Source organism: Escherichia albertii, from assembly GCF_028622335.1.
Classification (GTDB): Bacteria; Pseudomonadota; Gammaproteobacteria; order Enterobacterales; family Enterobacteriaceae; genus Escherichia; species Escherichia albertii.
This window is the reverse complement of sequence record NZ_CP117568.1, coordinates 4410910-4432714: the sequence shown is the minus strand read 5'-3', so window position 1 is coordinate 4432714 and position 21805 is coordinate 4410910. Positions and strand designations below refer to the sequence as shown.

At 49.0% G+C, this 21805-nt stretch carries 22 protein-coding genes; 10 read left to right on the top strand and 12 right to left on the bottom strand.

Annotation, left to right across the window (positions count from 1 at the left end; all coding sequences use genetic code 11):
- Nucleotides 1–193: 193 nt before the first annotated feature.
- The 6 genes from PS053_RS21325 (at nt 194) to PS053_RS21300 (ending at nt 7251) form a co-directional block, all read left to right on the top strand.
- Nucleotides 194–898 carry a FadR/GntR family transcriptional regulator gene (locus tag PS053_RS21325; RefSeq protein ID WP_000004199.1) on the top strand — a complete coding sequence of 235 codons (705 nt, stop codon included), beginning with the start codon at nt 194–196 and terminating at the stop codon, nt 896–898.
- Nucleotides 899–1185: 287 nt separating this feature from the next.
- Nucleotides 1186–1755 (top strand): fimbrial protein, encoded by a 570-nt coding sequence (locus PS053_RS21320; RefSeq protein ID WP_001275018.1) that lies wholly within the window; start codon nt 1186–1188, stop codon nt 1753–1755.
- A 56-nt stretch (nt 1756–1811) separates the two neighbouring features.
- Entirely contained in the window at nt 1812–4253 is a 2442-nt protein-coding gene (locus tag PS053_RS21315; RefSeq protein ID WP_370649603.1) for a fimbria/pilus outer membrane usher protein, read from the top strand.
- A gap of 13 nt (nt 4254–4266) precedes the next feature.
- Nucleotides 4267–4998 (top strand): fimbrial biogenesis chaperone, encoded by a 732-nt coding sequence (locus tag PS053_RS21310; RefSeq protein ID WP_000222976.1) that lies wholly within the window; start codon nt 4267–4269, stop codon nt 4996–4998.
- Nucleotides 4995–6056 carry a fimbrial protein gene (locus tag PS053_RS21305; protein WP_099588143.1) on the top strand — a complete coding sequence of 354 codons (1062 nt, stop codon included), beginning with the start codon at nt 4995–4997 and terminating at the stop codon, nt 6054–6056. The genes PS053_RS21310 and PS053_RS21305 overlap by 4 nt, the downstream gene beginning before the upstream one ends.
- Nucleotides 6057–6204: 148 nt before the next feature.
- The gene (locus PS053_RS21300) at nt 6205–7251 is read left to right on the top strand and encodes an AbrB family transcriptional regulator (RefSeq protein ID WP_059274877.1); all 1047 of its coding nucleotides are present in this window, start codon (nt 6205–6207) and stop codon (nt 7249–7251) included.
- On the opposite strand, the gene nei is transcribed toward PS053_RS21300, so the two are convergent.
- From nei to ybgI, 5 genes are read right to left on the bottom strand one after another with little or no spacing between them, the layout of a single operon-like run.
- A complete protein-coding gene (nei, locus tag PS053_RS21295) occupies nt 7248–8039 on the bottom strand; it encodes an endonuclease VIII (RefSeq protein ID WP_025237366.1) in 792 nt (263 codons plus the stop codon). The genes PS053_RS21300 and nei overlap by 4 nt on opposite strands.
- A gap of 35 nt (nt 8040–8074) precedes the next feature.
- Entirely contained in the window at nt 8075–8809 is a 735-nt protein-coding gene (gene pxpA, locus PS053_RS21290; RefSeq protein ID WP_000687105.1) for a 5-oxoprolinase subunit PxpA, read from the bottom strand.
- A complete protein-coding gene (gene pxpC / locus PS053_RS21285; RefSeq protein ID WP_207610475.1) occupies nt 8799–9731 on the bottom strand; it encodes a 5-oxoprolinase subunit PxpC in 933 nt (310 codons plus the stop codon). Before pxpC ends, pxpA begins: the two co-directional genes overlap by 11 nt.
- On the bottom strand, nt 9725–10381 hold the full coding sequence (gene pxpB / locus PS053_RS21280) for a 5-oxoprolinase subunit PxpB (RefSeq protein ID WP_001188363.1): 657 nt from the start codon (nt 10379–10381) through the stop codon (nt 9725–9727). The genes pxpC and pxpB overlap by 7 nt, the downstream gene beginning before the upstream one ends.
- Before the next feature lie 22 nt (nt 10382–10403).
- The gene (ybgI, locus tag PS053_RS21275) at nt 10404–11147 is read right to left on the bottom strand and encodes a radiation resistance protein YbgI (RefSeq protein WP_000798860.1); all 744 of its coding nucleotides are present in this window, start codon (nt 11145–11147) and stop codon (nt 10404–10406) included.
- A 271-nt stretch (nt 11148–11418) separates the two neighbouring features.
- Between ybgI and dtpD the strand changes: the two genes are divergently transcribed.
- Entirely contained in the window at nt 11419–12900 is a 1482-nt protein-coding gene (gene dtpD, locus PS053_RS21270; RefSeq protein WP_204619325.1) for an MFS transporter, read from the top strand.
- Nucleotides 12901–13047: 147 nt separating this feature from the next.
- Here the strand turns inward: dtpD and phrB are convergent, their stop codons facing one another.
- The 7 genes from phrB to PS053_RS21235 all read right to left on the bottom strand — a co-directional run bounded on the left by phrB (nt 13048) and on the right by PS053_RS21235 (nt 17653).
- Nucleotides 13048–14466 (bottom strand): deoxyribodipyrimidine photo-lyase, encoded by a 1419-nt coding sequence (gene phrB / locus PS053_RS21265; protein ID WP_256879097.1) that lies wholly within the window; start codon nt 14464–14466, stop codon nt 13048–13050.
- Nucleotides 14463–14972 (bottom strand): YbgA family protein, encoded by a 510-nt coding sequence (locus tag PS053_RS21260; RefSeq protein WP_001076026.1) that lies wholly within the window; start codon nt 14970–14972, stop codon nt 14463–14465. The genes phrB and PS053_RS21260 overlap by 4 nt, the downstream gene beginning before the upstream one ends.
- A gap of 84 nt (nt 14973–15056) precedes the next feature.
- On the bottom strand, nt 15057–15464 hold the full coding sequence (locus PS053_RS21255; protein ID WP_059251773.1) for a contact-dependent growth inhibition system immunity protein: 408 nt from the start codon (nt 15462–15464) through the stop codon (nt 15057–15059).
- Nucleotides 15465–15505: 41 nt separating this feature from the next.
- The gene (locus PS053_RS21250; protein WP_001188052.1) at nt 15506–15973 is read right to left on the bottom strand and encodes a hypothetical protein; all 468 of its coding nucleotides are present in this window, start codon (nt 15971–15973) and stop codon (nt 15506–15508) included.
- A 2-nt stretch (nt 15974–15975) separates the two neighbouring features.
- Nucleotides 15976–16698, bottom strand: coding sequence for a hypothetical protein (locus PS053_RS21245; RefSeq protein ID WP_256879098.1), 723 nt, complete (start codon nt 16696–16698; stop codon nt 15976–15978).
- A gap of 128 nt (nt 16699–16826) precedes the next feature.
- The gene (locus PS053_RS21240; protein WP_059234206.1) at nt 16827–17270 is read right to left on the bottom strand and encodes a hypothetical protein; all 444 of its coding nucleotides are present in this window, start codon (nt 17268–17270) and stop codon (nt 16827–16829) included.
- 176 nt (nt 17271–17446) lie between these two features.
- Complete coding sequence (locus tag PS053_RS21235; RefSeq protein WP_000424924.1) at nt 17447–17653, bottom strand: YbfA family protein; 207 nt, start codon at nt 17651–17653, stop codon at nt 17447–17449.
- Nucleotides 17654–17963: 310 nt separating this feature from the next.
- On the opposite strand from PS053_RS21235, the gene kdpF reads away from it, so the two are divergent.
- The 3 genes from kdpF to kdpB are packed head-to-tail and all read left to right on the top strand — an operon-like array spanning nt 17964 to nt 21797.
- Nucleotides 17964–18053, top strand: a complete 90-nt coding sequence (gene kdpF / locus PS053_RS21230; RefSeq protein ID WP_059217307.1) for a K(+)-transporting ATPase subunit F — start codon at nt 17964–17966, stop codon at nt 18051–18053.
- Nucleotides 18053–19726, top strand: a complete 1674-nt coding sequence (kdpA, locus tag PS053_RS21225; protein WP_256879099.1) for a potassium-transporting ATPase subunit KdpA — start codon at nt 18053–18055, stop codon at nt 19724–19726. The genes kdpF and kdpA overlap by 1 nt, the downstream gene beginning before the upstream one ends.
- Before the next feature lie 22 nt (nt 19727–19748).
- Nucleotides 19749–21797, top strand: a complete 2049-nt coding sequence (gene kdpB, locus PS053_RS21220) for a potassium-transporting ATPase subunit KdpB (protein ID WP_256879100.1) — start codon at nt 19749–19751, stop codon at nt 21795–21797.
- Nucleotides 21798–21805 lie beyond the last annotated feature (8 nt).

Here is a 21805-nt window from a genome sequence, read left to right as displayed (position 1 = left end):
ACAGGGTAAGGATAAAAAACGCTCGATACTGCGAAGGCCGTCACGAAAAAGTTGTGTATTCGCTATTTCTTCGCCACTCTTTCACTCAAAATGTGATCCCATAGCACAGGCGATCTGGCGATAATCAAAAAATCTGAAGAAAATATGTCGGACGCGGACCAGCTCGCCAGAAAACAGAACAACAGGAGCAAAAATGAGTGAGAGCGCGTTATTGACCAACGTAACGTTATCGTCACAGGTCAAAAATCATATTCTCAATCTGATTTCCGAACAGAAGCTAACGCCGGGAATGCCGGTTCCCAGCGAAGTGCAATTAATTCAAAAACTGGGAGTCAGTCGGGGAATTGTACGTGAAGCCTATCGCTCTCTTGCCGCGCTGGGCATTCTGGAAACGCACAGTGGCAAAGTCCCGCGAATCAAAAAGTTTGATGATGAAGTATTACGAGTAGTATTCGGTTTTGCGCTGGCTACAGAGCAGGTAACGACAGAGCAAATCCTGCAAGTACGCCGCTGGTTAGAGTTGGGCGTCGTGGAAGCGGCGGCCCGCAACGGTGAAGAGGAAGATTTTGCCAACCTGCGTGCCGAAATGGCGCAAATCCGTGAACAATTCGACGACGTTGAAAGCTTTATCACTCATGATATCCGTTTCCACCAGCTACTGGCTGTCGCCTCGAAAAATCCATTATTTATGATGTTGTTGCAAGCTTTGCACCAACAACTACGGCAATCCATTCTGGAAGGGTTGAATGCACAAAGCGATCAGAAAGAATACGGACAAAAAATCATCAAACTTCACCAAATGATTTGCGACGCGGTATGTGCCAGAGATGTTGAAACTGCCACTCAGGCGATGAAATCACATTTTGACAGCCCGGTAAGTGCGCTAATTAATCACTAACAACGAGTAACCGCGGGATATCATCGATATCTCGCGAGTACAGTGTTGAATTATTTACATTATACGAAAATAGAAAATCATGATGATGGTAAAAATAACGAATCTGGCCGAAATTTGTGGTGTTGCATATTAAAGATATTATTCATCAAACAAATAATAAAACACTAACCATCCAAATTTATTATTTATATATTCCGAAAAAAGACCATTCATCTATTTAACTTGAACCTGTTTTGCCTTCTAATGATAATCTGTCTGGAAACATTTTATTAAGAGGGATTTTAGTCATGTCCGCATTAAAGAAAAGTTTGCTTGGGTTTTCCGTCGCCCTTCTGATGACGTCTGCAGCGTATGCTGATGTCGATGGCGGATCTGGTGAGCTTCATTTCACCGGTACAGTGAGCAGCGCTCCTTGTGATATCCATCCTGATGATATAAACCAAGATATTGAATTAGGTAACGTAAGAACAACAGAGATTAACGACACCGGGCACTCGACAGAGAAAAGAATCGTTATTCGCTTAATCAATTGCGATATCCCCAATTCAGATGATGGTACGGGTTCTCCACTTACCAAAGTTACAATTACCTTTGATAGCGCTGCAAAAACGGTAATGGGCACGCCAATGCTGGCTAATACCACTACAGGCGGGGCTACTGGCGTTGGGGTAATGCTGTTCGATAAGGATCACAACCCAGTTACCTTAGGGCAAGCAAATCCAGATATTACTCTGAATCCAGCAGCCAGTGGCATGGATTTAGTCGCTTATGCCTGGATGCAACAGGTAGATAGCGGTACAGCAGTAACAGCAGGCGCCGTCACAGCCAATGCAACGTATGTTTTGACTTATAAATAATTGACAGTTTTCGGGCGGTCTCTGACCGCCTGTCATGAATATCAGGTATGGATGCTGTGAATATTCGTCGGTTACTGTTGTTTATTATTTTTTTTAATACATCGTCTGTTATCGCCGTTGAATTTAACCTTAATGTGTTAGATAAATCCATGCGTAACAGCGTCGATTATTCTTTGCTGAAAGACCCCGCCGCCATCGCCCCCGGTGATTATTTTGTTGCGATAACAGTCAACAATAATAAAATCAGTGCAGGAAAAACAATTCGCTGGCAACAAACAGGCGATACAACTCAGCCTTGTATACCGACTGAACTAGCTAATTCCCTTGGATTAACAGAAGACGTCCGCCATTCACTAAAAGATGTAAAAGGGTGTGTGGATTTTTCTTCCCGCCCGGATATTATTTTTCTTTTTGATCAAGTCAATCAACAACTAAATATAACTATTCCTCAGGCATGGTTGTTATGGCATTCACAAAACTGGACACCTCCTGAAACCTGGGACGCAGGCATCCCTGGATTTATTCTGGATTATAATCTTTTTGCCAGCGCCTATCGCCATACGGAAGGGGATAAATCCAACAATATCAACACGTATGGCACAGCAGGGCTGAATGTACAATCATGGCGCTTACGTAGCGATTATCAATACGAACAAACACAAACAGACAACCAACATAAAAGTACAGGTTCGATCGCCAGAACTTATCTGTTTCGACCATTGCCCACACTGGGCGCTCGTTTGACGTTAGGTGAAAGCGATCTAAGTTCAAGTATTTTTGATGGTTTTTCCTATACCGGCGCTGAACTGAGTAGCGATGATCGAATGCTACCCTGGGAGCTACGCGGTTATGCGCCACAAATCAACGGTATGGCGCAGACACATGCGACCGTCACCGTCAGCTACGCAGGGCGCGTGATTTACCAGACAAAAGTCGCTCCAGGCCCCTTCATCATTACTGATTTAAACCAGTCGGTTCAGGGAACACTGGATGTCAAGGTGACGGAAGAAGATGGTCGGGTAAACTCATTTCAGGTTTCAGCCGCATCTACGCCTTTTTTAACACGTCAGGGTCAACTGCGTTACAGTATCGCCACTGGACGCGCCCGCCCATCACTCTCTCACCATGTTGCAGATGAAACTTTTTTAAGCAGCGAAGGTTCCTGGGGGATGTTGTCCAATACCTCGCTCTATGGCGGTATTTTGCTGTCTGGTGAAAATTACCGTTCTGTCGCGCTGGGGATTGGGCAAAATATGCTATGGCTGGGAGCCATCTCGTTTGATATCACCCGCGCCAATAGTCAGTTTACTGGCAACACCGAAGAAACGGGTTCCAGCTATCGTGTGAACTACTCTAAACGCTTTGACGCGACTGACAGCGTAATGTCGTTATCGGCCTACCGTTTTTCCGATCGCCATTTTCATAGTTACGCCAATTTTATCGATCACCAGTATAACAATGCAGATACCGATGATGAAAAACAGACCATTAGCCTTACTGCCAGCCAGCCCATATCACTACTCAATATGAATCTGAGTATGAGCGTGCTTCGACAAAGTTGGTGGAACGACGATTCTACAACCACCGCCAATATCAGCGCGGGGTTCAACTTTGATGTAGGTCGTTGGAAAGATATCTCCCTGACTACCGCTTACAACACTACGCACTACCAGGACAGCGGCAATGACAACCAGATCTATATCTCCATTTCACTTCCCATTGGCGAGAGCACGCGTCTGAGTTATGACATGCAAAACAGCGAAACAACATCACATCGGGTAAGCTGGAATGATTATTCGGACTCACACAACACCTGGGGCATTGCTTCTGGCGTTGAAAGTAATAAACCCGACTATGGCGCTCAATTCAGTGCTAATTACACTCACACCGCCTCGGCTGGCGAGTGGGATCTGTCAGGTAATTACGCCGTGGATGACTATCGGTCACTCAGTACCAGCTGGAGCGGTTCTTTTACCGCAACCTCCCAGGGAGCGGCCTTCCATCGTCGCGCAACAGCGAATGAACCACGTTTAATGGTGAGCACTAACGGAATTGCGGGTATTCCGATAGACGGAAATGACGATTATACAAATACCTTCGGTTACGCCGTGGTGCCAATGATATCCAGTTACCAGCCAACAACCATCGCCGTCAATATGGATGATCTCCCTGATGGGGTGACCGTCAGTGAAAATACCGTCAGAGAAACCTGGACTGAGGGTGCAATTGGTTACAAAAGTCTGGCATCCCGCGCAGGTAAAGAGATTAATGTGATCATTCGCGATCAAGCCGGCAATACGCCGCCACTTGGTGCGGTAATTCGCCATAAAGATAACCAAACAGAAGTCGGCATGGTCAGTGAAGAAGGACACGCCTGGATTAGTGGGATAAATGCCGGGCAACAACTTATTGTCTTATGGGGAAATAACATGTGTCAGATCACCCTTCCTGAAGTGTTGGAGAATATCTCACAACGACTGTTGCTACCCTGTCATTAATTAAGGAAAAGAGATGACATATTATCGTGTAATTCCACTGTTTTTTCTGGCGGCAACGCTGTGCAGTCATGCAGCGCTACAACCCGATCGTACTCGCGTAGTGTTTAATGGTAATGAAAAAGCCAGTAGTGTAAAAATTGAAAATAAAAGCCCCGGAGATCCTTACCTGGCGTATTCCTGGATTGAAGATGAGAAAGGCAACAAGACCGACGATTATCTCGTTGCCCTACCACCGATTCAACGCATCAACCCCAGCGCTATTTCACAAGTGAGAATAGTTAAACAGCCTGCATCCGCTCAGCTTCCTACCGACCGTGAAACGTTATTTTATTATAATCTACGGGAAATTCCCCCGGCACCGGAAAAAGCAGAGGATGCCGCCCAATTACAAATCGCAATTCAAAGCCGCATAAAACTGTTCTGGCGGCCCGCGTCTTTGCGTAAAAAGATGGGAGATCGCGTTGAGTTGCAAATGAAAGCAACACAGCAAGGAGAAACGCTGACGTTACAGAACCCTACACCTTATTTCCTGACCATCGCCTATCTGGGAAAAAATAAAAACGGCGTGTTGCCTGGTTTTCAAAGTACAATGATTGCTCCCTTCAGTAGTACTCCAGTACATACGTCAGGTTATTCCGGCAACCATTTTTATTTGGGATATATGGATGACTACGGCGCCCTACGCATGACCCACTTATCCTGTCAGACAATTTGCACGCTGACACCGGAAGAGGTGAAACCATGATCTTCTGGCAGAGACTTGTTTTCTTATTCCTGCTTGCCTTCGTACCATTGAAAACAGCACTGGCGCTGGACTGCTATTTTGGAACATCCGGGGGCGCGACAGAGAAATTTGAAACGGTCAACGCTTTTGCTGTCCCCAGTAGCGCTAAACCAGGGGATAAAATTTGGGAATCAGATGACATTAAAATCCCCGTCTATTGTAACAACAATACTAACGGGGATTTCTCATCAGAGGATGTTTATGCCTGGGTAAATCCTTATCCAGGCATCCAGGATCGTTATTACCAACTCGGCGTCACCTACAATGGCATTGATTATGATTCAAGCCTCGGTAAAAACAAGATTGACACAAATCAATGTATTGACAGCACAAAGATCACCCAATACACCCCGCAAGAAATTACAGAGATGGGTTGGCAAGATAAATTGTGCAGCAAAGATCCCAATAATATTCATCAATATCGTTCATTTATCGCCCGAATGCGACTCTATGTAAAAGTTCGTGAAATGCCTCCTCACGACTACCAAAGTCCTTTGAGCGATTATGTGATTGTTCAGTTTGATGGCAAAGGGGGGATTAATGAAGGAGCGGACGCCAAAAATCTGAAATATCATATTAATGGCCTTAATAATATCCGTGTGCTGGACTGTAGCGTTAACTTCGCAATCACACCGCCAAATCAGGTAATTGATTTCGGCACATTTAGCGATCAGGATATTCGCCTGCGTAGTATGACTCGCACATTCAGCATAAAAACCACTAAAAACCAAAGTGGTACATGTACCGATGGTTTCAAAGTTTCCTCTTCTTTCTATACAGATGAAACTCTGACAGAAAATGATAAAGCGTTATTGATCGGTAACGGCTTACAACTACGTCTATTGGATGAAAACAATCAACCTTATGTGTTTAACAAATATACAGAATATGCCGATTTCACCAGCGATATGTTGATTTACGAAAAAAGATATACCGCTGAAATCTCAACAGTCGCTGGCGCAACTATTCGCACTGGCCCTTTTGAAACGGTTGTATTATTTAAAATCAATTACAATTAATTCGTCTCAATTCATCAACACAAAAATGGAGTGTCGGCTTAACAAGTATGCGAATTTATAATTTCATTGATTCCTGTTATTTTTTCTACATCTCTTTTTCTTTATGCTGCACTGATACACCAAAGACAGTTTAATCAGGGAGCAAAGAATGCCAATATTACCGTGGGGAATGTTATGTGTGCTGTCACTTCTCCTGTCTATTGGCTTTCTTGGTTTGCATCTCCCGGCGGCCCTCTTGCTTGGTCCGATGATCGCCGGGATCATCTTCAGTATGCGCGGTATCCCCCTGCAACTCCCCCGCTCCGCTTTTCTCGCCGCGCAGGCCATTCTTGGCTGCATGATTGCACAAAACCTGACCGGTTCGATTCTCACGACGCTGGCGGTTAACTGGCCAATTGTATTAGCTATTTTACTGGTGACGTTACTCGCCAGCGCTATTGTGGGCTGGTTATTGGTGCGCTATAGCTCACTGCCCGGAAATACTGGCGCATGGGGCTCTTCCCCTGGTGGCGCCGCGGCAATGGTCGCCATGGCGCAGGATTATGGCGCAGATATTCGTCTGGTAGCATTTATGCAGTATTTGCGAGTATTGTTTGTCGCAGGTGCAGCAGTACTGGTAACGCGCACGATGCTGGGCGATAACGCGGAATCGATGAATCAACAAATCGTCTGGTTCCCACCTGTCAGTATTCATCTCTTGTATACCATCTTGCTCGCCGTGATAGCCGGGACAATGGGATGCCTGCTACGTATTCCGTCTGGCACAATGCTCATTCCAATGCTGGCAGGCGCGCTGCTCCAGTCTGGCGATGTCATGACTATTGAACTTCCAGAATGGCTGCTGACGATAGCTTATATGGCGATTGGCTGGAGAATTGGCCTCGGTTTCGATAAACAAATCTTGCTACGAGCCTTACGCCCACTACCGCAAATCCTGTTGTCAATTTTTGCTCTACTGGCTATTTGCGCCGCAATGGCATGGGGGCTGACCCGGTTTATGCATATTGATTTTATGACCGCCTATCTCGCCACCAGCCCCGGAGGGCTGGATACAGTAGCGGTTATCGCTGCGGGTAGTAATGCCGATATGGCATTGATTATGGCGATGCAGACCCTGCGCCTGTTCAGCGTCTTGCTGACGGGACCTGCCATTGCGCGGTTTATTTCAACGTACGCGCCAAAGCGTTCGCATTAGCGCTGACAACCAGGGCACCAATAAAATGGGCGCGATGAGAGCATCGTTTTCTCAATAGTACTGCCGCACCGTTCACACTGTTCGCCGTCACGATGAAAAACCTTAAAACGAAATAACGCGCCGTGATGTTTGTTTTCATCAACCTGACCGCGCGTAGCATAAGAAAGACGCGGGATATCAAGTAGCGCGTGTGACAGCGCATCCAGTTGCTGCGCATTGAGATCTTTCGCCTTATGCCTGCCGGTTAAACCAATCTGCCAGAGGATCTCCACGCGCAGATAATTCCCCAACCCCGCCAGAAACGCCTGGTCGAGCAGTAATCCGGCAAACTGACGGTTGCGAAAACGCGGCGACAATAGCCGCTCTTTCACCATTTCCGACGTCAGATTCGGGTCCAGTACATCCGGTCCGACTCGCTGTAAAAACGGATGCGCCGTCAATTGTTCTGCCGTCAACATCTCAATATCGGAGGCGCTATAAAGCAGAATCGTTTTGTCGGCAGTTTGCAGTTTTACCCGCAATACACGCGTGGTCTGCGGCTCTTCGCCGGTATCTGCCACTCGCCAGACGCCGTAAAGCTGGTTGTGGCTATAGAGCGTTAAGCCATCGGAAAAATGAGTCAACAATGCTTTACCGCGCGTTTCCACATGGGTGACATGCTGACCAATAAGTTGTGATTGATAAAGTTTTAACTGCGGGAAGGCAAACCAGACATCCGTCAGTGGCTTACCTTTGATCGCCGCCTCCAGGTTATCCGCTGCGCGGCGGATTTCCGGGCCTTCAGGCATGGTGATATCCTTTTTTCATTCTTTATTCAGTGGGATTATGCTACGACAATAATCCCTTTTTCGATAAATGCAGATCGTAGCCGGCGGGCGAATGCCAGCGCGTGCTCGCCGTCGCCGTGCAGGCAGATAGTTTGTGCCGTCACCTTCGCCCACTCCCCGGAGATACTTTTAACTCTACCGTTTTGCACCATCTCCAGCGTTTGCATCAGCGCCTGTTCTTCGTTTTCAATCAACGCCCCCGGCTGACTGCGCGGTACCAGCGAGCCATCAGCCAAGTATCCGCGATCGGCAAACACTTCCTCACGCGTTGTCAGACCATATCGCGCGCCTGCGCGAATCAACTCGCTCCCCGCCAGCCCAACGAGGATCAGCGTCGGATCACAGGCATAAACCGCTCTGGCGATGGCGTCTGCCAGTTGTGCGTCTTTCGCCGCCTGGTTATACAACATACCGTGCGGTTTGACGTGACGCATTACGCCGCCTTCCGCACGGGCAATCGCAGCCAGCGCGCCAATCTGGTACAGCGTCTGGGCGTAAACCGTTTCCGGCGCCAGTTGCATGGTGCTGCGGCCAAAATTTTCCCTGTCAGGAAAACTCGGGTGGGCGCCAATCGCCACTCCGTTTTTTAACGCTTCACGCACGCTTACCAGCATAGTTTGCGCATCGCCTGCGTGAAATCCACAGGCAATATTGGCTGAGGAAATCAGCGTTAACAATTCAGCATCGCTGGCGCAGCCTTCGCCAAGATCGGCGTTCAGATCAATTTTCATTGTGCAGCCGCCACGCTAACTGTTCGAAGTATCGTTGCTGATCATGACGCGCTTTCAATGCTTCTTCCAGCGAGCACTGGACAAAGTGAATCGGCTGACCAAGCGGAATTTGCGCCAAATGGTACATATCAGCCTCAATAATGCAGGCGATACGCGGATAACCACCGGTGGTTTGCGCATCATTCATCAGTACAATCGGTTGCCCGTTATGTGGCACTTGCACAACACCGGGCAGCAATCCGTGGGATAATAGCTCCCGGTCAGTGGTCCGTTTTAAAATTTGCCCTTGCAAGCGATAGCCCATCCGGTTGCTTTGCGGACTCAGTTGCCAGGGCGAACGCCAGAATGCCTCCTGAGAGGCACGATCAAATTCATGATATTCCGGTCCCGGCAAGGCGCGAATACGGTTACCCCACAGTAGCTGTTTAACGCCCTGCGCCTCCATAAACTGGCGCCTGGCTTTCCCGACAGGAAGTCGGTCGCCATCTTTCAGTAAACGCCCTTCCAGCCCGCCAATACCCACTTTCAGATCGGTACTGCATGACCCCATCACTGACGGAACATTAATCCCCCCCGCCACTGCCAGATAACTACGTACACCATGTTGCGGACGTTTAAGCGTTAAACGTTGGCCCGCTTTCACCGGCAAGCGCCAGCCAGTCCACACGGCATTATCATCCAACCGCGCTTCACAGCCTGCACCTGTTAGGGCAAACCAGCCATCGCTTTCAAATTCAACCGTTAACTGACCGAGCGTTATCTCAAGTGCGGGTGCGTTGGCATCATTACCGACCAGCAGATTCGCAATGCGTAACGCGGGCATATCCAGCGCACCGCAATGGCTGACGCCCGACTGACGAAAACCGTGACGACCACCATCCTGCACCGTGGTGTACATACCCGCACGAATGATTTTCAGCATATCCCCTCCTTCTGCGGTACAAAGCGCACGCAATCTCCCGGATGCAACAAGATGGGTTCGTCACGCGTTGGATCAAACAGATTCAACGATGTCCGACCAATTAATTGCCAGCCGCCGGGCGTTGGCACGGGGTAAATGCCGGTTTGCGGCCCGCCGATGCCTACGGAACCCGCCGGAACGATCAGGCGCGGCTCAGCGCGCCGCGGGGTATGCAGTTGTTCCGGCAAATTCCCGAGATACGGAAACCCCGGCTGAAAACCTAAGAACCAGACCACGTATTCTACGGAGGAATGCAGTTCGACAACCTGTTTTTCGCTCAACCCACAATGCGCAGCAACCACAGCCAGATCCGGCCCATCATCGCCGCCGTAAGTAACGGGAATTTCGATAAAACGCGACTCCGGTTCCAGCGCCTCGCTCTCTTCCCACCAACGCTGCAAACGCTCAATGGCGTCCAGCGCCAGTGATTCAGGGTTACGCAAAATCACCGTGATATTGTTCATGCCGGGAATAACTTCAACGACGTTCGGCATATCGACCAGACGCTGGGCCAGCCGCCAGATACGTTTCTGGCTAGCCAGTGTTATCGGCGGCTCCAGTTCCAGCACGACCGCCGTTTCACCTAACAGATAACAACGCGCTCGTTGCACTTTTGTTCCCTCTGATTATTCATTATGCCGGATTTGGAATATCAATAAAGGTCACATCCAGATTGGTATTTTCGCTCAGCCACTCACTTAAGGCACGAATTCCGCCGCGTTCAGTAGCGTGATGACCCGCCGCATAAAAATGCAGTCCCTGCTCACGGGCCGAATGAATAGTTTGTTCTGAAACCTCACCAGTAATAAACGCGTCCACGCCAAAACGTGCGGCGCTATCGATAAAACTTTGCCCGCCACCAGTGCACCAGGCGACACGCTGTACCAATTCCGGTCCGGTGTCCCCGCACCACAGCGGCTTACGCCCCAGCCGCGCTTCAATCCAGGAGGCCAGTTCCAGCCCCGACACAGGCATCGTCAATTCGCCCCACAGTACCAGCGGCTCGATTTCACCCATTACCGTCATGCCCAGCAATGCCGCCAGTTGTGCGTTATTACCCAATTCTGGATGTGCATCCAGCGGCAAATGCCAGCCATAGAGGTTGATATCATTCGTCAGTAACGTTTTTAAACGGTTACGCTTCATGCCGCGAATCACCGGGGATTCACCTTTCCAGAAGTAACCGTGATGCACAATGACCGCATCAGCGTCCAGGCGAACCGCTTCATCGAGCAGTGCCTGGCTGGCAGTGACGCCGGTGACGATTTTTTGCACCGTCTCTTTGCCTTCCACCTGCAAACCATTCGGCGCGTAATCGCTAATCGCCGCGCTGTTCAGTTTTTCGTTAATCAGTTGTTCCAGTTCGGTGTTTTTCATCATCGCGCCTTCTGTATTCTGATAGCTACTCCGTTAACATAGCGTTACCTTGCCTGTTCGTCGATAGCCAATCTTTTGACATATTAAGAAACAAAGCCACTGCCAAAAGGCGCAAATTGTTTATCTCACCACGTCATACTTCATGTATATTTATGCAATCAGACAGCATATTGCATAAACAATCAGATCTGTATCAAAGTTATAACTTTAAGGAAACACACGCACACAGCACATTATTCTGACTGCGTTGCATTCACCCCCTGGATACATCATGAATAGACAAGCATCACAACCACGCGCTATTTACTACGTCGTCGCACTGCAAATTTGGGAATATTTTAGCTTCTATGGCATGCGCGCCCTGCTCATTCTCTACCTCACTAACCAACTGAAATACAACGATACCCATGCTTACGCGTTATTCAGCGCCTACTGTTCGCTGGTGTATGTCACGCCGATCCTCGGAGGTTTCCTGGCAGATAAAGTTCTCGGCAACCGAATGGCTGTAATGCTGGGAGCGTTGTTGATGGCGATTGGGCATCTGGTACTGGGGGCCAGTGAGATCCATCCAACGTTCCTTTATCTGTCGCTGGCGATTATTGTCTGCGGCTATGGTTTGTTTAAATCTAACGTCAGTTGCCTGCTAGGCGAGCTTTACGAACCGACCGATCCACGTCGCGATGGCGGTTTTTCGCTGATGTATGCGGCGGGTAATGTCGGCTCTATCATCGCACCTATCGCCTGTGGTTACGCCCAGGAAGAGTATAGCTGGGCGATGGGTTTTGGCCTGGCGGCTGTTGGTATGATCGCGGGCCTGGTCATTTTCTTATGTGGCAATCGTCATTTTGCTCATACCCGCGGCGTTAACAAAGAGGTACTGCGCGCGACAAACTTTCTTCTGCCAAACTGGGGATGGCTGCTGGTACTGCTGGTCGCAACCCCTGCGCTAATTACCGTACTGTTCTGGAAAGAGTGGTCGGTTTACGCCTTGATTATCGCCACTATTATTGGCCTTGGCGTACTGGCGAAAATTTATCGCAAAGCAGAAAACCAGAAACAGCGTAAAGAGCTGGGGCTGATTGTGACCCTCACTTTCTTCAGCATGTTGTTCTGGGCGTTTGCACAACAGGGCGGTAGCTCCATTAGTCTCTATATCGACCGCTTCGTTAACCGCGATATTTTCGGTTATACCGTTCCTACGGCGATGTTCCAGTCGATTAATGCCTTCGCGGTCATGCTGTGCGGTGTGTTCCTGGCGTGGGTGGTTAAAGAGAGTGTCGCGGGAAATCGTACCGTTCGAATCTGGGGAAAATTCGCTATTGGGCTCGGCCTGATGAGCGCCGGATTCTGCATTCTGGCCCTGAGCGCCCGCTGGTCAGCGATGTATGGTCACTCTTCCCTGCCGTTGATGGTGCTGGGGCTGGCGGTGATGGGCTTTGCCGAACTGTTTATCGACCCGGTTGCCATGTCGCAAATTACGCGCATTGAAATCCCCGGTGTAACTGGCGTATTAACCGGTATTTATATGCTGCTGTCGGGCGCAATTGCCAACTATCTGGCAGGCGTAATTGCCGACCAGACATCACAATCTTCGTTTGATGCTTCCGGGGCGATCAACTACTCCATCAATGCGTATATTGAAGTATTTGATCAAATCACCTGGGGTGCGCTGGCCTGCGTCGGCCTGGTACTGATGATTTGGTTATATCAGGCGCTGAAATTCAGAAACCGTACGCTGGCACTGGAATCTTAATAGACCCACACCGATGCCTGATGCGACGCTAACGCGTCTTATCAGGCCTGGATGGCCCTGCAATATATTGGATTTGCACTATTTGCCAGGCCGGATAAAGCGTTCACGCCGCATCCGGCATCTGGACACGATTGCCTGACGCGTCTGTTATTTCCCTTTCCTCGCCGCCTCATACGCTGCCAGCGTTCGCAGCCTTGCCTCTTTGTGATCGACAATCGGTTCTGGGTAATCCAGCCTCACGCCTGCTTTCTGTGCCCATTTCCACGGTTCATGCACCGCTTTCCCTGGTACATCGCGCAGTTCCGGTAGCCACTGGCGGATAAACTCGCCTTCGTGGTCAAATTTCTCGCCCTGCGTTGTCGGGTTGAAAATACGAAAATACGGCGCAGCATCGGTTCCGGTAGAAGCCGCCCACTGCCAGCCGCCATTATTCGCCGCCAAATCACCATCAATCAGTTGTGACATGAAATACCGCTCGCCTTCCCGCCAGTCGATCAACAAATCTTTCACCAGAAAACTGGCAGTAATCATCCGCAGACGGTTATGCATCCAGCCAGTGCTGTTAAGCTGGCGCATAGCGGCATCGACAATCGGATACCCGGTTTTTCCCTCCTGCCAGGCTTTTAAATGGGCGGGATTACTCTGCCACTGCACACGATCCGTCCAGGCAATAAACGGACGATGTTTACACAGCGTGGGGTAATACGTTATCAGGTGACGATAGAACTCGCGCCATATCAGCTCATTAAGCCAGACGCTACCAGCCCCGCCTTCCAGCGCCTGCGGCTGTTCCGCCAACAAGCGGTGCAAACACTGACGAGGCGATAACCCGCCCGTTGCCAGGCTGGCGGACAAACGGCTGGTGCCTTCCACTGCAGGGAAATCTCGCTGTTGCTCGTACTGCCCCACGCCGTTCTGGCAAAACTGGCGTAATTGTGCAATCGCCGCTTTTTCTTCCACCGGGAAATGCGCGGTATCGAAAGACTGACGAAGGTAATTCAGCGTAATAGATGGCGCGGGATCTATTGATCCGCTACTCCGAACTTTTGGCGCAGCGACGCACTCCGGCATCCCTTCCCGTAACCGTTTCAGCCAGGCATTCTTAAAAGGCGTAAAAACTTTATACATCTCATGATTGCCGGTCATCACCGCGCCAGGCGGCAGGATCACGCTGTCATCAAATCCTTCACACACCACGTTACGCAGCGCTCTCTCAACCTGCACATCCCGCGCCCGCTCATTCACCTCATACTGATAGTTATAAAACAGATGGGTAACACGATTTTCCGCGCACACCTGTTTAACTATTTCGGCACTGGCGGCAAAGTCATCCACTTCACGGAACAATAAAGGAATACCTTTTTCCGCCAGCGCGATTTGTAGTCCGTTCAGTTGCGCATTGATAAATTCAGCCTGACGCGGCGACATGCTATGTGCCGCCCACTGGCGTGGTGTAGCGATGTACAGCGCCAGCACGCGTGCAGACGAATTGCGACAGGCGGCAGCCAGCGCGAGATTATCGTGCAGACGTAAATCCTGGCGAAACCAGACCAGATGGGTAGTCATAAAACTCCTGCATGGCGCAAGTGAATAACACGCGACCAAAGTTCGAAATAACGCTGCCCTGAAAGCCAGGCATCAGGATAAAGCGCCATATAGTGTTTGATACGCATCAGCGGCGCAAGAAGCGGTTGCTCGCCACGCCGATAACTGTCGATAAGCGCCGCCAACTGCTGACGTTCTGTGGAATCAAGATGGGGGCGAAAATAACCCTGAACGTGCATCAAAACGTTGGTGTGGTCACGTCGGTTGGCAGGGTGAGAAAGCAAAACAATTAAGCGCTGGCGGTATTCGTTGTAAAAATCATCCAGACTTTGCCACTGATGAATATCAGCCACAAACGGGCCGATTTTGCGGTACTCCGGTTGGGAATGAGCCAGAAATACCAGTTTATAGCGGCTGTGATAATTGTTGAGCGCCCCGCGCGTTAACCCATGTTCTTTCAGTCGATGTAACTCATGAAGGGCGAAGATACGGATAAGGGTGCTTTCATCAAATCGTTGCTGATTCATTACTGCTCCTGAACGGTTTACAGGAGTAAGTGTAGACGGCAGTATTGAAAAAACGAAACGAATAAATGAATTCGGTAAACAAATTCAATTATTCATAATAAAGTTCATAGTAGCGATAAATAGTTTCTTTTCTTCATCACTCATGGCAGCAACGTTTAACATGTTGTCATCAAAATTATTGATGATATTTTTTAATTTCAGTAACTGCAAAGAAGGAAAATAGTTACTCCCGATGAGATTACTCAATACCAGCAATAGCTCCCCATCATATAAATAGCCCACCATAAGATTAATCTCTATCATCTCAATTGCTTTTTGTACAGCAAGCGCCGGTAAGATATTCTGACGAAGCATTTTGGCAATATCATTTTCATCCAGTTCATCCGGTGTTTTATCCAATAAAGAGTTATACCAGTTTATTAAACCACTTTTGAAAGCGAATGAATCATGTTGCAGGTGATAAATCTGTTTTAGGGTTTCTTTATTTTTCAATTTATAGTGCCTTTGTTTGCTATAATTTTTCTGAAATAACATCAGCGAGTTTGCTCAGGTGCAGGGATGACCGAAATTGTCATGTATTTTTTCAGTCTGGCTTCTCGTTTCACACCTTTCGGATCTGAACCAAAAGGAAGCGTCAAGCATGGTGAGTCAACGGTTTGGATTGTCCAGAGAGAATCACCAATGAATCTGAAATTGATGCTATCCGCTGTAACGGATAATCCCTCAAAACTTCCCGTCGCATACTCATTACCCAAACGTACGGTCTCTTTAACTCCATCGTTAACATCGATAAGGACAATTGTCAGTGATTCCTCAAAAATAACGTCATCCGTCAGAAAAAGGATATAACGCTGGTCATTAACCTGAATTGCCGCTTCCAGTATTTGCCCTGGTACAATAATACCTGTGTTATTGCCATTGAGCACAACGTCAGACTGAGCCTGAGATAAATCAGTCGCTTTGTGAACCTTGACCAACGATATCGAATTAACCTGTTGCATAATCAATTCCACAAGCGCCCCATTTCCCATGCGGCAAGTGCACCGCCGACAAAGCCGCCAATAAGTACGCAAACAGGTGCACCTGGACCACACATCAATCCTGCCATCGCGCCGCCTGCGACAGCTCCGGCAATACCTGCACTATTTATCGCTATTTGCCGCCCCGATTCGGAGATCTTATCGTCAGCGGTATAAATTTCATAAACAGAAATTGCTATCGAGAGAACGACTAGTCCTTTTCCTAAACGGGAGAGCTGCATCATTTTCATATTCACTTGCGGATTGGACTTGCCCGCAGATTCCACTATACCCGCGTATATTTCATTTTTTTGTATTTCAGAGAGGCTATTAAAGTTTGCCTGAGGGCCAAACAGGGATTTAGCTTTTTTAGCTACTAACTCGTTGAGCGTTTTCCCCTCTGATTTCAGTTGTTCATCCATTGCTCGACCAAGAGGTGTACTACGCGATCTCACCATTTCCATTATCAAATTTCGGGTTTCCTGAGCTTCTCGTGCAGCTTTTTCCCATGAAATCACACCAGCAGTCGCTTTTGCCCGTAAGTCTGAAGACATTTCTTTGATGCGCCTTGAGTATTCAAGGCGTAAGCGTGGATCGATAGTTAATCTTGCCGCTACAGCAGAAACATCGCCCTGCAAGGTATTTACTACTCTTTCAAATTTATCGCGTCCACTGGTATCCAACGCGTTAAGTAACGTCGTATCCATATTCTCATTAGTCCTCTTATTTCTATTCCCCAACTATATACATTTTTCATGTACTAACATCGTCAAAGTTATTTATTTTATGGATGACGTTATTCAATTATAGTCAACCCCATTGACACCGCATCAAATCAACCCAATTGTTCGTCATGCCCTTTCCCATTCAAAACATTAACAAACATTTCATGCACCTTCTTACAAAAAGAAGAGTTTTCAATTGAATCAGGTAATACAAGAACATAATAAAAAATATCATCCAAATGTAAATTTATATCATAAGGTTCAAAATCACTATCGTTCTCAAATTCAAATAGCGTAGCAATGCCATTTAATTTCGTTCGTTTTGCCTCAATACCAAAACACCCTTCACCATTAAGATCTAAATTATAACCATATTCAAGATGGTAATTATTCATTTCATCATTTTTGTAGCAAAAGAGGAAGTCCGTATCCCGATAAAAATCTCTTTGTACTTTATAATTTATATGTGATGATTTTTCTATCCATAAGGGAAATACTTCAGCTATTGACTTGTTTGAATAAAAGCCATACATAACGCCAGTCCATTCGGCCATACTGGTTGCTCCTCAACGATTTGTATCGTGGTGTAGTCACTATTAGATACATAGAGTATGCCATATAGTACATTGCACCCCATTAAAATACCTCTTATTGTGACAATTTCTGTCAGCAAAACAAAAAACCGCCAGCGTTTCCACTAGCGGTTTTCAATGTATTCAAAACTCAGCAATCAGTAAAAATCACCAGTTGCCTTTTCGGCTTGATCCATCCACACCGGTTTATCGCTGGTTTTCGACCAGACGCGATGCAGGTAGCTGTAAAAGCGGGCACGGTCTTTCCAGAAAAGCATGAAAGGCAGCGCCAGAACGCCCGCCGCAACCGCATAAGTACGGCGTAAAAAGATAAGCCAGGCTGGATATTCTCTGTAGAGTTCCATACTTTTCTCCCCCTTTTATCTACCCGGTGAATAGCACCGGAAAAATGAATCTGTTTCTCTGATGAAAATAGTACCGCCTTTTGTGTAATTTTACTACTCATCCGACCACTTAATTTTACCTATTGATAGTTTATTTACATTCACTCCGTAATTAAGTTACATAAACGTTAATTTAATACTAATCATTAGTTAAATAATGGCTTTTGCCATTTTTATACTTTTTTTACACCCCGTCCGCGGATTTTTGCGAAATCTTTGCAGCCAGGATTCTACTCTTCCAGTATCACTTTTAGGCCACGGGAGGTGCACTGTGAGTGCAGGCGTGATAACCGGCATATTGCTGGTGTTCTTACTACTGGGTTATCTGGTTTATGCCCTGATCAATGCGGAGACGTTCTGATGGCTGCGCAAGGGTTCTTACTGATAGCTACGTTTTTATTGGTGCTGATGGTACTGGCGCGTCCTTTAGGTAGCGGGCTGGCGCGGCTGATTAATAACATTCCTCTTCCCGGTATAGCGGGCGTTGAACGCGTACTCTTTCGTATACTTGGCGTCTCTGACCGTGAGATGAACTGGAAGCAGTATCTCTCTGCCATTCTCAGCCTGAATATGCTGGGGCTGGCGGTGCTGTTTTTTATGTTGCTCGGTCAGCACTATCTGCCGCTTAATCCGCAACAGTTGCCGGGGCTGTCGTGGGATCTGGCACTCAATACCGCCGTCAGCTTTGTTACCAATACCAACTGGCAAGCTTACAGTGGTGAAACCACATTGAGCTATTTCAGCCAGATGGCGGGCTTAACGGTGCAAAACTTTCTTTCTGCCGCCAGCGGGATTGCGGTGATTTTTGCCCTTATCCGTGCGTTTACCCGCCAGAGCATGAGCACGCTCGGTAATGCCTGGGTTGATCTGCTACGCATTACGTTATGGGTGTTAGCTCCTGTAGCGTTGTTGATCGCACTGTTTTTTATTCAACAAGGCGTACTGCAAAACTTTCTGCCTTATCAGGCTGTGACGACCATTGAAGGAGCGCAACAGCTGTTACCAATGGGTCCGGTAGCTTCTCAGGAAGCAATCAAAATGCTCGGAACTAACGGCGGTGGTTTTTTTAATGCCAACTCGTCGCATCCGTTTGAAAACCCGACCGTACTGACCAACTTCGTGCAAATGCTGGCGATCTTCTTGATCCCAACAGCGCTGTGCTTTGCCTTTGGCGAAGTGGCGGGCGATCGTCGTCAGGGGCGCATGTTGCTGTGGGCGATGTCAGTGATTTTTGTCATCTGCGTGGCCGTGGTGATGTGGGCGGAAGTTCAGGGTAACCCGCATCTGCTGGCGCTCGGCGCAGACAGCAGCGTCAATATGGAAGGTAAAGAGAGCCGTTTCGGCGTGCTGGTCAGTAGCCTGTTTGCGGTCGTGACCACAGCGGCTTCCTGCGGCGCGGTGATTGCGATGCATGATTCGTTTACCGCTCTCGGCGGCATGGTGCCGATGTGGTTGATGCAAATTGGTGAAGTGGTATTCGGCGGTGTCGGTTCTGGTCTTTACGGCATGATGCTGTTCGTCCTGCTGGCGGTGTTTATTGCCGGGCTGATGATTGGTCGTACGCCGGAATATCTGGGTAAAAAAATCGACGTGCGCGAGATGAAACTGACTGCGCTGGCGATTCTGGTCAGCCCGGCGCTGGTACTGCTCGGTGCCGCACTGGCAATGATGACTGACGCCGGACGTAGCGCCATGCTCAACCCAGGTCCGCATGGTTTCAGTGAAGTGCTATACGCCGTGTCGTCCGCTGCGAACAACAACGGCAGCGCCTTTGCCGGATTAAGCGCCAACTCTCCATTCTGGAACTGTTTACTGGCGTTTTGCATGTTCGTCGGTCGCTTTGGGGTGATTATCCCGGTGATGGCAATTGCCGGTTCGCTGGTGAGTAAAAAGAGCCAACCTGCCAGCTCCGGTACGCTGCCAACGCACGGCCCACTATTTATTGGCCTGTTGATCGGCACTGTGTTGCTGGTTGGCGCACTGACCTTTATCCCTGCCCTGGCGCTTGGTCCGGTGGCGGAATATCTCTCCTGATGATATTGAGTGAGCACTGAATATGAGTCGTAAACAACTGGCGCTATTCGAACCAACACTTGTCGTTCAGGCGCTGAAAGAAGCGATGAAAAAATTAAACCCGCAGGCGCAATGGCGCAATCCGGTGATGTTTATCGTCTGGATCGGCAGTTTGCTGACCACCTGTATTAGCATCGCGATGGCAAGCGGCGCGATGCCTGGCAATGCGCTGTTTAGTGCGGCTATTAGTGGCTGGTTGTGGGTCACGGTGCTGTTCGCGAATTTCGCCGAGGCGCTGGCAGAAGGCCGTAGTAAAGCACAGGCCAACAGTCTGAAAGGAGTGAAAAAAACCGCCTTTGCCCGCAAGCTGCGCGAACCGAAATATGGCGCTGTGGCGGACAACGTTCCTGCCGATCAACTGCGTAAAGGTGACATCGTGCTGGTAGAAGCAGGCGATATTATCCCCTGTGATGGTGAAGTTATTGAAGGTGGCGCATCGGTCGATGAGAGCGCCATCACCGGGGAATCGGCACCAGTGATCCGTGAATCCGGCGGCGATTTTGCCTCCGTCACTGGCGGCACGCGTATTCTTTCTGACTGGCTGGTGATTGAGTGCAGCGTTAACCCCGGTGAGACATTTCTGGATCGGATGATCGCGATGGTGGAAGGCGCACAGCGACGCAAAACACCGAACGAGATTGCCCTGACTATCCTGCTGATTGCTCTGACCATCGTCTTTTTACTGGCAACTGCAACGTTGTGGCCATTTACCGCCTGGGGTGGTAACGCGGTCAGCGTAACAGTACTGGTGGCGCTGCTGGTTTGTCTGATCCCAACCACTATCGGCGGCTTGTTGTCGGCTATCGGCGTCGCCGGGATGAGCCGGATGCTCGGTGCCAATGTTATCGCCACCAGCGGACGTGCAGTTGAAGCGGCGGGCGACGTTGATGTCCTGCTGCTGGATAAAACCGGCACCATCACCCTCGGTAACCGTCAGGCATCGGAGTTTATCCCCGCGCAGGGCGTAGAGGAAAAAACGCTGGCCGACGCCGCGCAACTGTCTTCACTAGCCGATGAAACGCCGGAAGGCCGCAGTATTGTGATCCTTGCCAAACAGCGTTTTAACCTGCGCGAGCGCGATGTGCAGTCGCTTCACGCCACCTTTGTACCGTTTACTGCGCAAAGCCGGATGAGCGGGATCAACATCGACAATCGTATGATCCGCAAAGGTTCTGTCGATGCCATTCGCCGCCATGTTGAAGCTAACGGTGGTCACTTTCCTGCCGATGTTGATCAAAAAGTCGATCAGGTTGCGCGTCAGGGAGCGACGCCGTTGGTGGTGGTAGAAGGTTCCCGCGTGCTGGGCGTCATTGCGCTGAAAGATATCGTCAAAGGCGGTATTAAAGAGCGGTTCGCGCAACTGCGTAAAATGGGTATTAAAACGGTGATGATTACCGGCGATAACCGTCTGACTGCCGCCGCCATCGCGGCGGAAGCCGGCGTTGATGATTTTCTCGCTGAAGCGACACCGGAGGCTAAGCTGGCGTTGATTCGTCAGTATCAGGCAGAAGGCCGTTTAGTGGCGATGACTGGCGATGGCACCAACGATGCTCCGGCGCTGGCGCAGGCAGATGTCGCGGTGGCGATGAACTCCGGCACCCAGGCGGCGAAAGAAGCGGGCAATATGGTGGATCTCGACTCTAACCCGACCAAGTTGATCGAAGTGGTGCATATTGGCAAACAGATGCTGATGACCCGTGGCTCGCTGACCACTTTCAGCATCGCCAACGATGTAGCGAAATACTTCGCCATTATTCCGGCGGCGTTCGCGGCAACGTATCCGCAGTTAAATGCGCTGAACATCATGCGCCTGCATTCGCCCGACTCCGCCATTCTCAGCGCGGTCATTTTCAACGCCTTAATTATCGTCTTTTTAATTCCTCTGGCGTTAAAAGGTGTGAGTTATAAACCGCTTACCGCTTCTGCCATGTTGCGCCGTAACTTATGGATTTACGGTCTGGGTGGGCTGCTGGTGCCGTTTATCGGTATCAAAGTCATTGATTTACTGCTGACCGTTTGCGGTCTGGTGTGAGGTTTACC

Coding starts and splice junctions, on each gene's coding strand:
- kdpA (WP_256879099.1), top strand. CDS start 18,053: ATGGCTGCGCAAGGGTTCTTACTGATAGCTACGTTTTTATTGGTGCTG.
- kdpB (WP_256879100.1), top strand. CDS start 19,749: ATGAGTCGTAAACAACTGGCGCTATTCGAACCAACACTTGTCGTTCAG.
- ybgI (WP_000798860.1), bottom strand. CDS start 11,147: ATGAAAAACACCGAACTGGAACAACTGATTAACGAAAAACTGAACAGC.
- PS053_RS21325 (WP_000004199.1), top strand. CDS start 194: ATGAGTGAGAGCGCGTTATTGACCAACGTAACGTTATCGTCACAGGTC.
- PS053_RS21300 (WP_059274877.1), top strand. CDS start 6,205: ATGCCAATATTACCGTGGGGAATGTTATGTGTGCTGTCACTTCTCCTG.
- PS053_RS21310 (WP_000222976.1), top strand. CDS start 4,267: ATGACATATTATCGTGTAATTCCACTGTTTTTTCTGGCGGCAACGCTG.
- PS053_RS21260 (WP_001076026.1), bottom strand. CDS start 14,972: ATGAATCAGCAACGATTTGATGAAAGCACCCTTATCCGTATCTTCGCC.
- pxpA (WP_000687105.1), bottom strand. CDS start 8,809: ATGAAAATTGATCTGAACGCCGATCTTGGCGAAGGCTGCGCCAGCGAT.
- nei (WP_025237366.1), bottom strand. CDS start 8,039: ATGCCTGAAGGCCCGGAAATCCGCCGCGCAGCGGATAACCTGGAGGCG.
- phrB (WP_256879097.1), bottom strand. CDS start 14,466: ATGACTACCCATCTGGTCTGGTTTCGCCAGGATTTACGTCTGCACGAT.
- pxpC (WP_207610475.1), bottom strand. CDS start 9,731: ATGCTGAAAATCATTCGTGCGGGTATGTACACCACGGTGCAGGATGGT.
- PS053_RS21245 (WP_256879098.1), bottom strand. CDS start 16,698: ATGGATACGACGTTACTTAACGCGTTGGATACCAGTGGACGCGATAAA.
- PS053_RS21305 (WP_099588143.1), top strand. CDS start 4,995: ATGATCTTCTGGCAGAGACTTGTTTTCTTATTCCTGCTTGCCTTCGTA.
- PS053_RS21240 (WP_059234206.1), bottom strand. CDS start 17,270: ATGGCCGAATGGACTGGCGTTATGTATGGCTTTTATTCAAACAAGTCA.
- PS053_RS21235 (WP_000424924.1), bottom strand. CDS start 17,653: ATGGAACTCTACAGAGAATATCCAGCCTGGCTTATCTTTTTACGCCGT.
- PS053_RS21320 (WP_001275018.1), top strand. CDS start 1,186: ATGTCCGCATTAAAGAAAAGTTTGCTTGGGTTTTCCGTCGCCCTTCTG.
- PS053_RS21250 (WP_001188052.1), bottom strand. CDS start 15,973: ATGCAACAGGTTAATTCGATATCGTTGGTCAAGGTTCACAAAGCGACT.
- dtpD (WP_204619325.1), top strand. CDS start 11,419: ATGAATAGACAAGCATCACAACCACGCGCTATTTACTACGTCGTCGCA.